Annotated in this window: 15 protein-coding genes; 9 read left to right on the top strand and 6 right to left on the bottom strand. The window is 50.0% G+C overall.

The features are described from left to right. Positions 1 to 291: a PilZ domain-containing protein gene (locus tag QNJ26_00185; GenBank protein ID MDJ0983927.1), complete on the bottom strand. Its 291-nt coding sequence runs from the start codon at positions 289 to 291 to the stop codon at positions 1 to 3. 219 nt (positions 292 to 510) lie between these two features. On the opposite strand from QNJ26_00185, the gene QNJ26_00180 reads away from it, so the two are divergent. Beyond that, a complete protein-coding gene (locus QNJ26_00180; GenBank protein ID MDJ0983926.1) occupies positions 511 to 681 on the top strand; it encodes a hypothetical protein in 171 nt (56 codons plus the stop codon). Between the two features lie 530 nt (positions 682 to 1,211). After that, a complete protein-coding gene (locus tag QNJ26_00175; GenBank protein MDJ0983925.1) occupies positions 1,212 to 1,439 on the top strand; it encodes a hypothetical protein in 228 nt (75 codons plus the stop codon). A gap of 202 nt (positions 1,440 to 1,641) precedes the next feature. Here QNJ26_00175 and QNJ26_00170 read toward each other — a convergent pair whose 3' ends face one another. After that, positions 1,642 to 2,358, bottom strand: a complete 717-nt coding sequence (locus QNJ26_00170; protein MDJ0983924.1) for a hypothetical protein — start codon at positions 2,356 to 2,358, stop codon at positions 1,642 to 1,644. Between the two features lie 82 nt (positions 2,359 to 2,440). Here QNJ26_00170 and QNJ26_00165 point away from each other — a divergent pair, with 82 nt between their 5' ends. Beyond that, the gene (locus QNJ26_00165) at positions 2,441 to 3,028 is read left to right on the top strand and encodes an isochorismatase family cysteine hydrolase (protein MDJ0983923.1); all 588 of its coding nucleotides are present in this window, start codon (positions 2,441 to 2,443) and stop codon (positions 3,026 to 3,028) included. Between the two features lie 124 nt (positions 3,029 to 3,152). Here QNJ26_00165 and QNJ26_00160 read toward each other — a convergent pair whose 3' ends face one another. From QNJ26_00160 to pspA, 3 genes are all read right to left on the bottom strand, one after another. After that, positions 3,153 to 3,536, bottom strand: a complete 384-nt coding sequence (locus QNJ26_00160) for a PspC domain-containing protein (protein ID MDJ0983922.1) — start codon at positions 3,534 to 3,536, stop codon at positions 3,153 to 3,155. A 3-nt stretch (positions 3,537 to 3,539) separates the two neighbouring features. Beyond that, positions 3,540 to 3,791 (bottom strand): phage-shock protein, encoded by a 252-nt coding sequence (locus QNJ26_00155; GenBank protein ID MDJ0983921.1) that lies wholly within the window; start codon positions 3,789 to 3,791, stop codon positions 3,540 to 3,542. Between the two features lie 149 nt (positions 3,792 to 3,940). Beyond that, positions 3,941 to 4,630 (bottom strand): phage shock protein PspA, encoded by a 690-nt coding sequence (gene pspA, locus QNJ26_00150; GenBank protein ID MDJ0983920.1) that lies wholly within the window; start codon positions 4,628 to 4,630, stop codon positions 3,941 to 3,943. Positions 4,631 to 4,819: 189 nt separating this feature from the next. Between pspA and pspF the strand changes: the two genes are divergently transcribed. Continuing rightward, on the top strand, positions 4,820 to 5,881 hold the full coding sequence (pspF, locus tag QNJ26_00145; protein MDJ0983919.1) for a phage shock protein operon transcriptional activator: 1,062 nt from the start codon (positions 4,820 to 4,822) through the stop codon (positions 5,879 to 5,881). 409 nt (positions 5,882 to 6,290) lie between these two features. On the opposite strand, the gene QNJ26_00140 is transcribed toward pspF, so the two are convergent. Next, positions 6,291 to 8,702 carry a penicillin acylase family protein gene (locus tag QNJ26_00140; protein MDJ0983918.1) on the bottom strand — a complete coding sequence of 804 codons (2,412 nt, stop codon included), beginning with the start codon at positions 8,700 to 8,702 and terminating at the stop codon, positions 6,291 to 6,293. 334 nt (positions 8,703 to 9,036) lie between these two features. On the opposite strand from QNJ26_00140, the gene rmuC reads away from it, so the two are divergent. The 5 genes from rmuC to QNJ26_00115 all read left to right on the top strand — a co-directional run bounded on the left by rmuC (position 9,037) and on the right by QNJ26_00115 (position 17,977). Continuing rightward, a complete protein-coding gene (gene rmuC, locus QNJ26_00135) occupies positions 9,037 to 10,410 on the top strand; it encodes a DNA recombination protein RmuC (protein MDJ0983917.1) in 1,374 nt (457 codons plus the stop codon). A gap of 197 nt (positions 10,411 to 10,607) precedes the next feature. Then, a complete protein-coding gene (locus QNJ26_00130; protein ID MDJ0983916.1) occupies positions 10,608 to 11,876 on the top strand; it encodes an MFS transporter in 1,269 nt (422 codons plus the stop codon). 127 nt (positions 11,877 to 12,003) lie between these two features. Beyond that, entirely contained in the window at positions 12,004 to 13,878 is a 1,875-nt protein-coding gene (locus QNJ26_00125) for a GNAT family N-acetyltransferase (GenBank protein MDJ0983915.1), read from the top strand. A 203-nt stretch (positions 13,879 to 14,081) separates the two neighbouring features. Continuing rightward, on the top strand, positions 14,082 to 16,028 hold the full coding sequence (locus QNJ26_00120) for an ASKHA domain-containing protein (GenBank protein MDJ0983914.1): 1,947 nt from the start codon (positions 14,082 to 14,084) through the stop codon (positions 16,026 to 16,028). A gap of 371 nt (positions 16,029 to 16,399) precedes the next feature. Further along, complete coding sequence (locus QNJ26_00115) at positions 16,400 to 17,977, top strand: acetyl-CoA decarbonylase/synthase complex subunit delta (protein ID MDJ0983913.1); 1,578 nt, start codon at positions 16,400 to 16,402, stop codon at positions 17,975 to 17,977. The last annotated feature ends 47 nt before the right edge of the window (positions 17,978 to 18,024 follow it).

Here is an 18,024-nt window from a genome sequence, read left to right as displayed (position 1 = left end):
TTAGGAAGCGGGATCCAGATATTGGATCCCGATGCCGAAGGCGTTGGCATCCAGACGACTTAGTTTTCGGCACCAGATGACTTTTGCCCGAAAAAATTTGCTGTCCTGGGCATTGGCAATAAATACAGGTGTGCCGGGCTGCAGATCCGCTTCAGCCTCAAAATAGGCGCCGCCTTCGCTGCAATTGATAATGGTCGCTTTGCCGACCCCCTCGCTTTTAGAGCTGGCGACCCTAATGGCAGCGGTCAGCAGATACCGTTCTGAAAAGCGGTTTTCTGAGCCAGTCGCCATTACCCCCCCATGTTTATTCTATACATTGACATCACTTCTAAAATAAATATGTTTAATTTTGTAACATGATCGCTGGAAAATGCAATGGCAAATCGATATACGATTCCGTTTTCTTTGATCTTGTTGCCAATCAATAGCATCACAGTTTGTGGCCGTTGGTAGAAAAATCTTCTTCATACCCGGCATTTTCTCGATTTCGATATGCGAAAGGGATGTAAAATGGAAAAAAAAGTGCTATCGGCCATGAAAAAGGCCGGCAAGCCCGTTCGTCCTGGTGACGTGGCCAAAATGATCGGTGAAGACAGCAAAGCTGTCTCGAAAGCCATCGGTGAACTGAAAAAACAGGGAAAAGTATCCTCTCCCAAACGCTGTTATTATCAGCCCAGTTAGCCTCAGGCATCAGAGGTCAGATGACAGAAGTCAGATGTCAGACGACAAAAGACAGATAGAAATAATGGCAACTGAAGTGTGTTATCTGTCCTCTGTTTGCTGATACCTGCTTGCCGCAATATCTTGTGGGGTCGAAGCCTTTCGGCGAAGCCCCAAGCTCAATGGAGCGAAGCCGGGTCACCTGAACACTTAAACCGATTCTTGCCCGCGACCTGCTTACCTGAATATTAAACCTTTTAGACTCACCCACCCAAAATCATCGGAAACTTATTGCCCAACTGACAATTTTTTGACCCTTTTTCTGACAACATTTGTCACATTTTGCCGATCAAAAAAGCGGTAAAATTCATAACTATCTGAAAATATTTATATAAAAAAATTGCGGCATCTTGGCATGATAGTTGTATAGGTATGTAGTTCATTTGTTAGAGATAATCCTAATGTTTCAACGCCCAGTGACCGATATTAGGATTATCAGGTATGCACGAAATTGGCCAGTAACAACAACCTCAAATGATAAGGTGTTAAAAATGTTAGACAAAGCAGCAGACAATCACAATTTTGATTTCAACATTGGTCATCTTGTCAAAAGCCCTTGCAAAGCATGCCCAACCCGTGAAAATTTCCCCGGCTGCATGGAAGACTGCGAGCTTTTGGATCAAATTCAGTCAGTACTGTCTGATTCCATTTCCAGCGCCAACAACTATTCTGTCATGGAGACATTTGACGTTCCTTCAACGGTGCTGGATCAAATCTGATCTGTAACCGGCCTCAGCCGGTTGGCTGGGGCCGGTTGCCCAAAAAATTTAAAATACCATCCTTTCCCACCAAGTTTGGCTTCGGCGATGTCTTTCTCGCCCTTGTTTGCGTGCTATGGGCGGTTGCATTTTCGATTCAACAATTTCTTGGCGCCACACATCGTTTTTGGTTTGCTGTATGTCATCCGCAAGCCGTAGCAGCCTAATTCCCCTCAACGTATCTGATCCCTACATACAAAAACGTATCCCGTGCGGTGGTGACATGCGATAGGTCCGTATAGATTTTATGATCCTTTCCCCAGAGGTTGCCGTGGCCGATAATCTCGGGGTTGATATCCTGACTACCGCTTGCGGTAAAATCCAATTCTGCCTTCCATATCAGCGACGGCTGGCCGTTTGCGCCGCTATAACCGCTAGCACCTTTTTGATCTGAATAATAGTCATTGTAATCATAGGAGCTGTTGGCCTCGATAAATAAGTTGACCTGTTTGGCAAGCAAGCGATCGGGCACCTGCCACTGAATGACAGCCGTATCGCCCGATGGGGTCGCAGCGGTCATGGCATCGATCTGTAAGCTGTTTTCATTTTGCTCTTTTTGACGGACGCCGTACCAGACCGGAATGGATTCCGGTCGATTTTCAGCGAGGATCCATTTGTTTTCTGCTGCTTTGCCGGTGACATAGATGGTTTGAACCTTTTTGCTGTCTTTTTCTTCTAACCAGATAGCAAAGGTGGGTTGAGATTTCGGCAAAAAAATGGAAGGTTTTTTATAAACATCATAATTGTAGGTCAGCTTGAATTCCAGGTATGGCTGATCTTCATCGATTTGAGGGCGATCAGCAGGTTGCGGAGCGGCGGCGCATCCGATGAGTACCAGTCCGAGCAACACCGTCCTTGTCGTTTTTTTTACCATTTGCATTGTGTTCCTCTCCGTTCACTGTTTGATATCGGTTATCATATATTGTATGAGACATAATTCAACATAATACTGGAAGGATATTATGAAAGAAACATCTCAAGAGTTCCCCGCCCTTTTGATCATCGATATGGTCAAGGATAATTTCGACGAAGAGCGGGCCCTGCCGATAACCCCTTATGCGCAAGCCACCATTGGTCCCCTCAACAACTTGATCGGTGTGTTTCGCAACCAGCAATGGCCGATTGTATTTTCCACCGATGCCTTTCACAAAGATGATTTCATTTTCAGGGGCCGGATGCAGCCGCATTCGCTGGCGGGTACAGAGGGCGCCGACGTTTTTGAAGAGCTGGATATGAACGGCGATGATTTATGGCTGCCGAAACCACGATTTTCAGCTTTTTTTAATACCGATTTGGCGATTTGGTTGCGGGATAGGGGTGTGAGCCTGTGCGCGGTGGGTGGCATTGCGACGCATTTTTGTGTGCTAACCTCTGTGTTGGACGCCATCTGTCATGATTTCAAGGCGGTTTTGCTCGAAGATTGCTCGGCTGCATTCCCCGAGCAGGTTCACCAGCAGACATTGGATCATTATCGCCGCAACCCGCTATACCCATTGCTTAGAGTTGCCACATCCGCTGATTTGATAGCGGCGCTTTTGGATAAAAGCTAGCGCTTTGGGTTGGCCAGTTAAGTCCGCCTCCGGCGGATTGAGCCGGTTTTAAAAGAAACTCTTGGGCGACTTGATTAACGGGCAAACGGGATGACCCGCCAGAGGCTGACAAGCGGGTAACGGGCTAACCATTGAAGCGATTTTCCCAGTCGTATTCGGTAGAGGTCACAATGTGCTCCATGCGCTGAATGCGGCGCTGTAGATTTTCGTATCGCCTTTTCAGCCGCTGAACCGCACCGTGCCGGGAGTGGGCATAGCTGTCATAAAACTCCTTTTCGCCTGAATCTTTAATCGGCACTACCGGCTCGGGTTTCATCAACAAGGCCGCCAGCAGATACAATCCGATGGCCGGCAGGAAACCGGCGACAAACAATAAAATCAGAGCGATCATGCGGGTCCAGAAAACGGAAAACTTAAAATGGTCCGCCAGCCCTTTACACACGCCTAGAATCATTCCGCCGCGCGAACGATATATACCATAGCGGTCTTTTCGGATGTGATATGTCATAATTTAGCTCCCTTTCTCTGCGGCCCGCTTTGACCCTTCTTGATCCAGCAATATGGCTTCCAACGCTTCAACACGATTTTCCATGCGGGCCAATCCCTTATAAATCTCTTGGATCATCTTGGCCTCTTCGGCCTGATCTTCGGCAGACAGACCCCCGCGAAAGAATTTTATCGCCAGAAGAATCGTGCCCGGAATGATGGCTAACGCCAGCAGGATACTTCCGAATACAATGGCTACGATCAGTACTTCTTTCATCTTTGCCTTTACCTTGTTTAGGTGATGGTGGTTTTATTCAGTTATTCGATAAACTCTGAATGCGCTCAACAAATCCTGTCGACTGTTATAAATGGTTCAGTGCAAATCGATCAATAAAAATTTCGCTATACCGACTAGCCCGCCATACATCACTTGGACGCTTTTTCTTCATCCAATTTTGCAATCGAAGGCGGTGTTTTTAACGCCTGCAGCTCTTTTTCGATTTCTTCATCTACACCCAGGGCTTCAAATTCAGCATCCAAGGTTGACTGTTTTCCGAAATTGACCAGATCGGCTTCGGATTCCATCCGTTCGATGCGATTTTCAAGCTCGTCAAATTTCATCATGGCCGCGGCACTGTCCACCCGTCTGATTTCTTCCTGAGCCTGAATCTTTTGACTGGCGTGAATATGGCGCTGGACAAGCAGGCGTTGCTTATCGCGGGCTGATTTTAACTTCTCCTCCAGCTGGCGAATGTCCACCTGATATTGTTCCACTAAAAGATTGTGCTCAGTAAGCTCGCTTTCCAGTCCATCGATACGGCGGGCATAACGACGCTTTTCCACCAAAGCTTCACGCGCCAGATTATCTCTGCCTTTGCTAACTGCCAGCTGGGCCTTTTCTTCCCAATATTGGATCCGATCCTGCACACTCACAAGCTGTCGTTGGACCTTTTTGCTGCTGGCCATCGCGCCGGCGCAGGCCGCTTTGATTTCAACCAGCGTGTCTTCCATTTCTCTGATCATCAGCTTGATCAATTTTTCCGGATCTTCGGCTTTATCCAGGATCGCATTGATATTGGAGCTGATGATATCTCGAAAGCGTGTAAAAATACCCATGGTGACCCTCCTGTTTGCGATTTAACAATCTGGCCAACTAAGGAGCATATATCATGCCAGCGGCAAAATTATACATATAGTATTGAAATTATGTATAATATTTCTGAAACTCTTTTATTGACAAATATGTCAAAAATACCTATATTTAGTCAAAAAAGATAAAAATTGGTATAATTAACCTGGATCCACATGGTCAACACTCATCAGAAAAATTTAGACTCTCGGCCGGCGACCGCAGTTACCGAAGCTCTTGGACAGTCAGAGCCATTTTTAGCGTTTCAGGAACGGCTTTCCCGGGTGGCACCGGTAAATCGACCGGTTCTGCTGATCGGAGAGCGTGGAACCGGCAAGGAATTGGCTGCCCTGAGGCTGCATTATCTGTCCGATCGATGGCAGGCCCCGATGGTGGCGCTGAACTGTGCCGCCCTGTCGCCGTCGCTGATTGAGTCCGAGCTGTTCGGTTATGAAAAGGGGGCATTCACCGGCGCGTTGCAAAGACGGGTTGGCCGCTTTGAGGCCGCTGATCGCGGAACTCTGTTTTTGGATGAGATCGGTAGTATCCCAATGGAAGTGCAGGAAAAAATCCTCAGGGTGGTGGAATATAATGCTTTTGAGCGGGTTGGCAGCTCACAGAGCATTGAAGTGGATGTCCGCATTATTGCCGCCACCAATGCAGATCTAAAGGAGTTGGCCCGCAAAAACCGTTTCAAACAGGATTTGTTGGATCGGCTTTCTTTTGAAGTGTTGTTCCTGCCGCCACTCCGGGAGCGAAAAGAAGATATTCTTTTAATTGCCAGTCATTTCGCCGGTCGGATGGCCTTGGAACTCGGTTGGGACGAAATCCCTGTATTTAGCGATGACGCCGTCGCAGCATTGGAAAATCACAGCTGGCCGGGCAATATCCGGGAACTGAAAAATGTTGTCGAACGAGCGGTCTACCGTTCCGATGCGGCCACCATTGACGACATTGATTTTCATCCGTTTCATTCTCCTTACGGCCCGATCGACCTATCCCCGGCTGAAGAGCCGTCGGCAAACGGCCGGTCCGACCGGACGGATTTGTCGGCAATGCTGCAGGGTTCCCTCAAAGATGCGGTCTGGCAGCTGAAGGTGAGCATGATGCAAGCGGCCCTGCAGAAAGCAAAATTCAATCAGAAAAAAGCCGCTCAGATCCTAGGCCTGACCTATCATCAATTTCGCGGTCTTTACCGCCAGTTTCAGGCCACACAGTCGGAGACAGCTTCTGTTTAAATTAAATTTGTTTCCCAACTATCAATGTTCATCATAAAGTGTTCAGGTGTCAGCTAAAAGCAGGTTTCAGGTTTCAGGTGTCAGGTGTCAGTTCAATGTTTCCAGACTTCAACCAGAAGTTTTTAGTTAGTCCTCCGTCCTCAGCAACCATTACCTCGTTTTGATTTATTAGTTATTCCGGGTTAAGCCGAAAATAGACATCTCAGTACCCCTGGAAGACAATACAGGCCGAAAAACGACAAGTCCGATATGGGTGCAGCCCTCCTTTCCGATTATCATCTATTAACCGTAATCTTTTTGCATTTTACTGAAACCTGACACCTGACACCTGAAACCCAAGAGAATTGACACCCGAAACCTGACACCTGAACCGCCTCTGGCGGAACTTCTGGACGCTGCCACCTGCCAGCTAATGGGGTCTTAACATCAATTTGCCCATTGGCTTTTGACGGATGTTGGCAGCGTTCATCAACTCAGGGCGCCATTTTCCGCTGTTAAATAAAGTCGCCTGGTCATCATAATGACGGCTGAGAAAAAAACCGGACTGCCCTGTGGGGTTTACGCTCAGCACACCTGCGGGATTTGAAAAATCAACCACAAAGCGCATGGCCGGGCCGTAAAGCACAGGGTAGCGGCCTTTGGTGTTGAGCCGAAAGGCCAGATTGGCGATGACTTCATTGCCGCCTGGCACTGAAAACGGCCCGACATTAAACACTTTATCCAGCGGTTTTTTTCTGCCCAGCAGGTGTTGATGTTCAAGGGTATGGACTTTGCCCCACTGCCATTCAGAAATGACGGACCCCAGCTGCTTTTCCAGCTCCCGCAGGGCCCGTTCAAAGGATTGCACAAAAATCATCTGGCGGGTTTCTTTTATGTCTTTGGTGTGGATGTTATCCCACCACAATGATGAATCGTTTTGCAGAATTACCGGCAACGACCGTTTCATCAGATGCGTCGTCAAAAAGATCTGATAATCCGCTGGTCCTAATTCATCGATAAACGTGGTTTCAGCAATCAGCGCCAGAAGCTTATAAAATAGGGTAGGGCCGACAGCGTTTATGGTGTGGTCACCATCCCATTGCTCAAGGATCCGATAGGCCTCTGCGGCCAGCGGTGTATGGGTGAGCTGCGCCGGACCACCGATGGTTCCTAAGATTTCTGCGGTCATTTCGGGCAGTGCCGGCGATTGGCTATCGGTACCCATATTTTTAACCGCCTCAACTGACCACCGGTTGCGTGCTTCCAAAAGGGCCTCGATGCGACGGGCGCGATGATCCGGTGCGTAATAGCCGGGATAAAGTTTGTCCGTAAAAGTCTGCGGTTGATTGTTGGCTGAATACACATAACCATTCGGCGGATTTTCCGAGTGGGGATTGTCCTTAAAATCATAATACCCCAGCGGTTCATCTTTGCCGCTGGCTCCGTCGAGAAACAGTTTGGAATTCACATGCGCGGGTCGCTTCACGAGACGGGCGGCGGCCCACCAGGCAATGTTTCCGGATGTATCGCCATACATGATGTTAAGCCCCGGTGCATCAACCAAAGCGGCAGCGCGGCGCATCTCATCGATATTCTTAGCGTGGGAAAAATGATAGGCCGCCTGCAGCGCTGTGCTCGGGAATTGGTTTAACGTCCACCACAGTGAAATGGGATCAGATGTCATAGCCGCCAGCGTGTCATTTACGTCATTCAGCAGTGGGCCATGGCGTGATTCCCGCACCTTAAACGTCACATCTTCGGCAAACCGCACCTGAATCGTTTCACTCCGAATCGTCAGATCCTCCCAGTGATCATCGACCCAGACCTGATCGGTATTTTCGGGATTGGCGCGCTCTTTATAAAAATCGACATCATCATTGTGGAACATGGTCAATCCCCATGCAATAGAGCGGCTGCGTCCCACCAGACCAAAGGGGATCCCGGCGGCATAAAAGCCGTAAAAGCTGTTGCTCGGATATTCAAGATGGGCTTCATACCACACGGATGGTTGGGTAAACACAATATGGGTATCGTTGGCCAGCAGTACCTTTCCCGAGGCGGTTTTTTGCCCCGAAATCACCCAGCCATTGCTGCCGATCCATGCGGCAGCCGGCAACCGCTCGAGAATCGGCGAAATGGCCGCGCTGATGGCGGCTGCCGATGAGTTGAAATTTGATCGATGAACCGGAATTTTGCGGGCGCCGGCCGGCCAGCCCAGCTCCCAGTCTTTCAGGTACGACCAACCATACGCTTGGTGCACCTTGGCGACCAGCGGGTCGGTACGAAAGGCCTGGGAAAAGCCAAAGGCCATGAATCCAGCGACCAGGAATATATCCTGAGGGGTAAATTTTTCTTTGGGAATTCTTAAGATCGTAAATTCAATCGGCGTTTTGCCTTTTTCTATAAACTGGTTAATGCCGTCTAAATAGGCCTGCGCAGCTTTTTGGTAAGGGCTGCCACTATCACGGCTCAGCTTTTCTGCCGATCGCCTGGCACTCTCGCCGATTCCGATAGTACGGAAGAATCGATCTGTTTTCACCAGTTTTTGACCGAGGATTTCCGCCATGCGCCCAGCGGCAATCCGCCGCATGATCTCCATTTGGAAAAGGCGCTCCTGCGCATGGACATAACCCAGTGCAAAATAGGCATCGGCCTCATTTCTGGCATATATATGCGGTACGGCCCAGTCGTCAAAATAGACGTCCACTACCCCGTGAAGGCCTTTAAGCACCAGATCGCCTGAATATTGCGGTTTCAGTTGTTGCAGATAAATCACCCCCCCGACCATCAGAAGCACCGCCAGCAGTAGGGTGATCCATATCATTTTGGTCAACAGTTTCATTTGAATATGACTAAATTACGGTTGCAGCGCTTGACGCTCAACTCTGTTTTCTCTATAATCGCCTGAACCTGAATAAAGCTTTCACTATTTATAAATATCTGAATTTGTAAATATTAAGGAAATCTACGGTCGGCCACACGACCACTTAACCCCATGCGGCTGAAGGTGGCTGTTGTGATCGCAAGCGATAGCATGTTGTTTTAGGTTGTGCAAGCAGATACCCGTGTCAGCCAAAGCCGCACATTCAAGGTGTAGACAACGGGTTGACGCTATTTTAAGGATTCAGATCAGATGGATGCAAACGACGATAAATGGCTAAAACACTTTTAGACCGATGTCTGATTTAAATACCATCATTGTTGAAATTGGCTTAACCAACATGCTTTTGATTGGTGTGGGGGTGATGTTGATCGCCGCCCTGATTTTGCTAATCGTTTTGATTCGGCGCCGCGAAATCAGCGCGCGGGAATTTTTCGACAGTCTCGAAAAACAGCAGGAGCATGGCGAACGGTTGGTCCGGGATGAATTTACCGCCAATCGTCAAGAAGCTGCCGGCAACGCCAGATTGGCCCGCGAGGAAATCGGCAGTGCCTTGAAATTTGCCAGTGATTCCCAGCTTAAACAAATGCGTGAAGTCGCCGGTATGCAAAAAGATCAGCTGGATAGTTTTTCCAAGCAGCTGCTGGAGATGACGCAACTGAATGAACAAAAATTTGACGCCATGCGCAAAGCCGTTGAAACCCAGTTGCGAACATTGCAGGAAGACAATAGTCGCAAACTTGAGCAGATGCGCGCGGTGGTGGATGAAAAATTGCAGTCGACGCTGGAAAGACGGCTGACAGATTCCTTTAAACAGGTCAGTGAGCGCCTGGAGCAGGTGTATAAGGGGCTGGGAGAGATGCGCAGCCTGGCTACCGGTGTGGGGGATCTGAAGAAAGTACTGACCAATGTCAAAACCCGGGGCACCTGGGGAGAAATCCGTCTCAGCCATATACTGGAGCAAATCTTGACGCCGGACCAATATGCCGTCAATGTGGCTACCAAAAAAGACAGCAGCGAGCGGGTGGAGTTTGCCATCAGGCTGCCCGGCCCGGATTCGCATCCGGAAAAAGTGGTGTGGCTGCCCATCGATTCGAAATTTCCCCAGGAGGATTACCAGCGACTGCTGGATGCCCAGGAGGCCGCCGATAAAAACCTGGCGGAAAAATCCATTAAAAGCTTGGAGATGCGTGTAAAAGCCGAAGCCAAGGCCATCCGGGAAAAATATATCGATCCTCCCCAGACAACTGATTTTGGGATCATGTTTTTACCGGTGGAGGGCCTGTATGCCGAAGTGCTAAGGCGCCCGGGTTTATGCGACAGCCTGCAAAGAGAGTATCGCATCGTGGTGACCGGGCCGACTACCTTGGCGGCGCTGTTAAACAGCCTGCAGATGGGATTTCGCACCCTGGCCATTGAGAAACGATCCAGTGAAGTCTGGGAATTACTCGGGATTGTCAAAACCCAATTTGACAAATTTGGAAACGTATTGGCCAAAACCAAAAAGAAGCTGCAGGAGGCCAGCAACACCATTAATCAGGCCGAGGTGCGCACCCGGGTGATTACGCGCAAGCTGAACAAGGTACAGGAATTGCCCAAAATGGATTCGGCCAAACTGATAGAATCGGTGGCCATTGATGACGATGAAGAAGTTGAGACGGATTCCTAGATGTTTCAGGTGTCAGGTGTCAGTTCTAAGGTTCAAAGGTTCAGCGTTCAAAGGTTCAGAGGTTTGATAACTGCTTCATACGAGCCGATGTCAAAAAAGACAGTTGACATAACCCTGAACCTCTGAACCCAGAACCTGAATGCTGTAGAAATTGAAATGCTCCGAACATTCCAATATTGAATTTAAGAAGGCTCTGCATGAATGTGAACCCATCTAGCAAGCTCGACTCCCATGACCGGCGAATTCTGTTGAATACCTGCTATGGTCATTTTATGAGCCATTTTAACATGCTGGTTTTCCCCGCCCTGGTGTTGCCGCTGATGGCACGCCTGGACATGCCCATGGCACAGGTCCTGTCACTTAGCTTCTGGATGTATCTTCTGTTCGGACTGACCGCTTTGCTCTGGGGGCTTCTGGCGGATCGCTTCGGCGCCCGACCCCTGCTGCTTATTTATTTTTTGGGAGCGGGTTTTGCCAGTTTTGCGGCCGCTTTGTGGCTGGATACCCCGCCTTTATTGAGTACCGCGCTGGCGGCTCTGGGCTTCTTTTCCGGAATTTACCATCCGGCAGGTCTGGGGCTGATATCCAAGGAGATGTCGCGTATCAGCATCGGTATGGGATATAATGGAATGTTTGGTAATTTAGGTCTGGCTATGGCGCCGCTGTTGACCGGCATCATGAATTGGCTCTGGGGCCCCCAGGCCGCCTATGTGTGTCTGGGCGCGCTGAACCTGGTCGGCGCAATGCTGATGGTAGCCTACCCAATTAGCGTATCAGGCGCCGACACCGCCAAAGAAAAAAGCGATGGAAAGGGCATTCTGGGCGCCTTTATCATTCTGCTGGCCGCTATGATGCTGGGTGGCATTGTCTATCGGGGTGCCACGGTGATTTTGCCGGCTTACTTTGAATTAAAGACCCCCATGCTGTATCAATGGCTGACTGCGGCAAGCCAGGACGGAATTTCACAAAACCTGGTGGCAACCACCATTACTTCGATTATTTTCCTGATTGGTGTTTCGGGGCAATTCAGCGGTGGGCAATGTGCCGATCGCTATGATCCGGGCATATCCTATTTAATTTTTTTTGGGATTGCCGGTCTGGCGGCTTTCTGGATGGCCCTAACGCGGGATTTGCTGCTCGTCGGTCTGGCGGTGATATTTTTCTTCTTTTTGCTCGGGATGCAGCCGATTGAAAACACGCTGGTGGCCAGATTTGCCCCTAAACGATTTCATCATTCCGCTTTTGGTGCCAAATTCGTGTTGACCTTTGGTGTCGGGTCTCTGGCTGTAAAGGGCGTGGCTGCCATTGAAACAAGCTTTACGATTGAAACGGTATTTATCTGTCTGGCAACTGTTGCCGCCATGGCGCTGGGATTTATCGGATGGCTAATCGCAACATGCAGCAGGCGCGATGTGTGCGAGGGGAGCATTCCCGCAGATGCCCAGTTGCCGACCACCAAAGCCTAAGCCAAGTCCAACGGGCCTGTATCTATATCTAATATGACCACAAAGGCACAAAGCGCACAAAAAAGATCAAAACAAGTAAAACACTTTGTGGTTTCACGAAATGTAAAGACACTTTCTGGAGTAGACCATGTCGCCACCCGTCTATTGGGCCGATAAATATGTTGAAAACAAACGTACCGCCACTGAAGCCATTGCCTTGATCAAACCGGCCCAACGCGTATTTATCGGTTCATCCTGCGGAGAACCCCAGCATCTGGTGCGGGCCCTTTCCGAAGCATCCAACACTTTCAAAGACATTGAGATCAATCGACTGATGACCATGGAAACCACTCCGTTGACGCTGATTGCCGATAAAACCCGCGATCAGAGTCTCAATATTCGGTCGTTCTACCTGGGCTCGGCAAAACCCAAGGCCATTGCCCGCAACAAGCGATTTATCACACCGATCAATCTTTCCGCGGTGCCGCGATTATTTAAAAGCCGGCTGCTGCCGATTCACGTTGCGTTGATTCAGGTGTCCCCGCCGGATGATTTTGGCTGGATGAGTTTGGGGGTATCAGTGGACATCACCCTGGCGGCTGCGCTGTCCGCCGACCTGGTCATTGCCCAGGTCAATAGGCACATGCCCCGGGTGCTGGGGCGCAGCTTTATGCATGTCAACGACGTGGATGTGTTTGTCGAACATGACGAGCCCCTGCTGACCATCGGGGAAGCGCCGGAACTCAAAGCGGCCAATGATATTGGACGCTTGATTGCACGCTTGATCGAGGATGGCTCCACGATGGAAATCGGGTTGGGATCCACCCATCAGGCCACCCTGCTGGCATTGGCGGATAAAAATGATCTGGGCATCCACACCCAGTATATAACCAATGATATCATGCATCTTTTTTCGCGGGGCGTGATTACCAACCGCAAAAAAGGCTATAACGAAGACAAAATCGTGGCATCGGGTGCCCTCGGTACTGAAGAGCTGTATGAATTCTTAAATGACAATCCGGCCATCGAATTTTATCCTTCCGATTATGTCAACGACCCGATGCTGATTGCGCGTCACAACAAAATGGTCTCTATGAACGTTGCTATGAGCATTGATTTGACCGGCCAGGTGGCAGCAGATGCGCTGCCCTACAATCATTTTTCCGGCATCACCGGGATGCTTGATTTTTTGCGCGGTGCGGTTCAATCCCCGGGGGGCAAGTCCATTATGATGCTGCCGGCTACCGCGCTAAAAGGACAAAAGAGCCGTATTGTGCCCCAGCTGGATGATGAGGCTGTGGTGGTCCCCAGAGGCGATGTGCATTATGTGGTCACCGAATACGGCGTAGTGAATTTATTTGGCAAAAGCTTGCAGGAAAGGGCAATGGCCATGATCAGCATAGCGCATCCGGAGTTTCGGGATGAGTTGTTTCATGAAGCCAAAAATATGGGGCTCTTGAGTGCCGAACGAACCCTGAATGAATCCATTCACGGCGTCTACCCCATTCATCTGGAGGAAACGGTCGAAATCGGCAACGAGGCCGTCACTATCAGACCTGCCAAGCCGGTGGATGAACGCCGCATTCAAGAGCATTTTTACAACCTGGACAAAGATGATGTTGTCAGCCGTTTTTTTCACGAAAAAACCAGTTTTGTTCACGATGACGTCAAAGGGGTGTCCTTGATTGATTATATCAATGATCTGACCATCCTGGCGGTCGTCGGCGAGTTTGGTTTTGGCCAGGTGGTCGGGATCGGTGAATGCCTGTTTGATCCTGCGAGCAATGAGGCTGAGGTTGCCTTTTCGATCAGCAAGGCGTATCAAAATAGGGGTCTGGGCAAAATTTTGATGGAAAAGCTGGCATCCGCGGCGCGCGACAATGGTATTGTCGGGTTGGTGGCCTATACCTCAACCCAGAATAGAGGCATGATCAAGCTGTTTAAATCATTGCCTTATAAAGTCGACAGTTTTTTTGACGGCGATATGCTCAAGCTGAGCTGTAAGTTCAATAAACCTGCGTAGCCAAGGTTTTGAAAGTTCAGGGTTCAAAGGTTCAGAGGTTCAATGGTTTGGCCGCTGGTAACTTGCTTCTTGCTGCTGGCATTTTCTCTGACCAGCTGCCAGAAGCAAGAAGCCACTGATTTACCGGCTTCCAGTAGCCAATAGCCAGAAGCATATGACTAACCCAATACCAAAAACAAGTGACCCAGTGAAGGAAATCTGAGATGACAATCCACAAGATCACTTTTTTACCGCATGAGGCCGATATTGAGGTGCCCAAGGGCGAAACAATAATCCATGCTGCCATGGAAGCTGGTGTGCATGTGAATGCCTCCTGCGGCGGAGAAGGCGTCTGCGGTAAATGCCGCGTTCGGATCGAGGAAGGGACGGTTGACGGCGGCATCAGCGAAAAGATCAGTCAACAAGACCAGGAAAAAGGCTTTCGACTGGCCTGCCAGGCCCAGGTGAAAAGTGATCTGCTCGTTCGCATCCCGGTTGAGTCCGCCATGGATGCCAGTGCTTTGCGCAGCCAGATGGCGCCGCGTAAAACCGCGCACATTCAGGAAATGGATTTTGATGAGTTGAAGGAAAAAGGCCTGTTTGTGGCGCCGGTGGAAAAAAAGTTTTTGCAGCTGCCAGAACCGACGCTGCAGGACAATCTGTCGGATATGACGCGGCTGATCAGCTATTTAAAGGCACAACACGATGAGCATCGTTTGGACGTGGCCCTTTCAGTAATTCGTAAAATTCCGGATATCATCCGGCAAAAGGATTTTGAAGTCACCGCCACCCTCGTGCGCCCGGTTCGCGATATCGGCAAAACCCGCTTGATCAACGTTCAAACAGGAGATACCACCGATCGCAGCTATGCAATTGCCATGGATATCGGGACCACCACCATTTATGGGCAAGTGATCGATCTTATCAGCGGTGCTGTTATGGCCGAGCACGGGGAATTCAACGGCCAGATCAGTTATGGGGAGGATGTCATTTCCAGAATCGTGTACGCTGAAAAGCCGGACGGTCTGCAGCGCCTGCATGAAGTTGTGATGAAAACCATCAATAAAATATTGGACAAGATTATCGAAAAATCCGGTATTGATCATGAGGATTTATCGACCATCACCCTGGCTGGAAATACCACCATGACCCAGCTGCTGCTCAAAATTAACCCACGCTATATTCGGCGTTCACCTTATGTGCCGGCGGCAACGCTGTATCCGCCCACCCGGGCCAAAGATCTGGGGATGGCGGTCAGTGATCACGTGTCGGCTCTGGTTTACCCGGCGGTTTCTAGCTATGTTGGCGGCGATATTGTGGCAGGTGTCATGGGCTCTGGCATTTATCGTACGGAAAAGCTAACCCTTTATATGGATGTGGGCACCAATGCCGAAATTGTGATCGGCAACAAAGACTGGCTGGCCTGCGCGGCCTGTTCAGCCGGGCCGGCTTTTGAAGGCGGCGGTCTCAAGTACGGCATGCGTGCCGAAAAAGGTGCCATCGAAGATTTTTCGATCGACCCGGTGACCTATGAGCCCATGATCATCACCATCGGCAATGTTCGACCCAAAGGCATCTGCGGATCCGGTTTGATTACCATGGTGGCCACCCTGTTTGAGATGGGTGTCCTTAACAACCTGGGAAAATTTAATCGCGATTTGGCCACTGATCGTATTCGGGAACATGAAGGGGTTTATGAGTTCGTGCTGGCCTGGAAGGATGATACCCAGATTGACCGCGATGTTGTATTGACCGAAATCGATATTGAAAACCTCATTCGGGCCAAGGGCGCCATTTACAGCGGCTGCATGACCCTGCTGACCGAAGTCGGTATGAACATACAGGATATCGAACACATTATCCTGGCCGGTGGTTTCGGCAGCTATGTGGATTTGGAAAAAGCCATGGTGATTGGGCTGCTGCCCGAAATGGATCCCACTAAAGTCACCTTTATCGGTAACGGCTCGTTGATGGGTGCCCGCATGAGCAGCCTGACCAATCGCATCCGCAAAGATGTGGTCGAGGTGACTGATAAAATGACCAATTTTGAATTGTCCGACACGCCATCTTACATGGATAATTATATTGCCGCCTTGTTTTTGCCCCATACCGACATCAATCAATTTCCCAATTTAAAAGCCCGCCTGGAAGCCCGACAGAAAAACCGATAATGAATCGGATTTATTAAGAAATTGCTATTTAGTGAGGCTCTGCTCTTGACAAAGCTATCCACCCTAGATAAATAGCAATATTCTGCATTTAGCATATGCTGGGGGGACCCCTAGACACGTGATAACCATCGACGAGTGACAGGTTGCAGAAACGTGATTTTGGGGTTCGAAATTACTTCCCACCGCGATAATAAAGACATGATATCTACCGTCTGTAGATTCAATCATACAAAAAAATAATATACGAAAGGGGGCTGATAAAACCTGGAGCACCCGTGGGGGCTTGCTCTGCCGTAGTTAAGGGGATCGTTTCAAGAAACAAATAACATTAATCACCTCAATAGCTGTTGGATAGAGACAAGGAGGTAACATTGGGTTTTGAATTTACGAAAGAAAAATATTCCGGTGCAATAAAGGAAATTACGTTAGGAGAGGGAGATAAGGCCGTCACGGTTGGCGGTGCCGCCTGTTATCCATTTTACAGTTTCGAAGGCGAAATGCCCCATAAACCCAGGGTTGCCATGGAAGTATGGGATATGGAACCGGAGGAATGGCCCGAAGCCGCTTTAAGCCCGTTTAAAGATGTCATCTCAGACCCGGCGGCCTGGGCAAAGAAATGTGTCGATGAATACGGAGCCGATATGATCGTGCTGCAACTTAAAAGCACCGATCCCAACGGCCAGGATGCCGGTGCGGATGCCGCGGCAGCCACGGTCAAAAAAGTCCTCGACGCCATCGACGTGCCGCTGGCCGTCTGGGGCACAGCCAATGTTGAAAAAGATGAGGAAGTGCTCAAGAAAATTGCCGAGGAGTGCCAGGGCGCAAATCTGATTTTGGGCCCGGTGGAGGACAAAAACCACAAGGGCATTGGCGCGGCTGCCATGGGTTTCGGGCATACCATTATCGCTTCATCTCCCATTGATGTGAACTTGGCCAAACAATGCAACATCCTGCTGGAAAACCTGGGGGTCTCGATGGACAAACTAATCATCGATCCCACCACCGGTGGTCTGGGCTACGGTTTGGAGTATTCCTACTCGGTCATGGAGCGCATCCGCATGGCGGCTTTGGCGCAGGGGGATGACAAATTGCAGCTGCCCCTGATCAACAACCTGGGCAACGAGGTTTGGAAATGTAAAGAGGCCAAGCAGCCTGTGGATGAAGCGCCCACTTTGGGCGATCCGGAAAAACGGGGTATCTTGATGGAAGCTGTTGGCGCTGTTGCTTATCTGATGGGCGGTTCTGATGTGCTGATCATGCGCCATCCTGAATCGATTCGGCTGGTCAAAGCCTATATCGATCTGGTGTATGACGGCGGTGTGGCCACCGATGTTCCCGGTATTACCAAACAGTTGGGTGATGTCGATATCGATCTGCTGGCGCTGTCTCCGGATCCGGATCTGACCATCGAAGAGGAAAAGAAAGCCGCACCGGCTGCCAAAAAGAAAGCGGCTCCCAAGCCCGAGAAGAAGGCCGCACCGGCTGCCAAAAAGGAAGCGGCACCTGAACCGGCCAAAGAAGTAGCAGCACCGGCTGCCGCTGCAGCGCCCAAGGCCGAAGCGGCACCTGAAGTGGATGCGGCTGCAAACGCCGAAGCGGCTGCCAAGGCCAAAGCCGAAGCCGAAGCCAAAGCCAAAGCCGATGCCGAAGCGCAGGCCAAAGCCGCTGAAGAAGCCAAAGTAAAGGCCGAAGCCGAAGCCAAAGCCAAAGCCGAAGCCGAGGCCAAAGCGCAGGCTGAAGCGGCGGCTAAAAAGGCTGCTGAAGAAAGAGCCAAAATTGAAGCCGAGCTCGATGAGGTCCGGCAGAAGCGGGTCAAAGAGCGCGCTGACCTGGCGGCCAAACGCGCTGCAGCTGCTAAGAAGGACGCCAAAAAGACAGCGGCCGAGGTTCAAAAATCGATGGCTGAAAAACTCATCGATAATCTGAACTGGATCCATAAACGAAAGTGATAACCGGCTGTCGACGTCGCCGAAGTGTTCAGACACCGACGGTCAAC

The sequence above is a fragment of the Desulfobacterales bacterium genome (genome assembly GCA_030066985.1).
Lineage (GTDB): Bacteria > Desulfobacterota > Desulfobacteria > Desulfobacterales > JAHEIW01 > JAHEIW01.
This window is presented reverse-complemented; position numbering and strand designations above follow the sequence as displayed.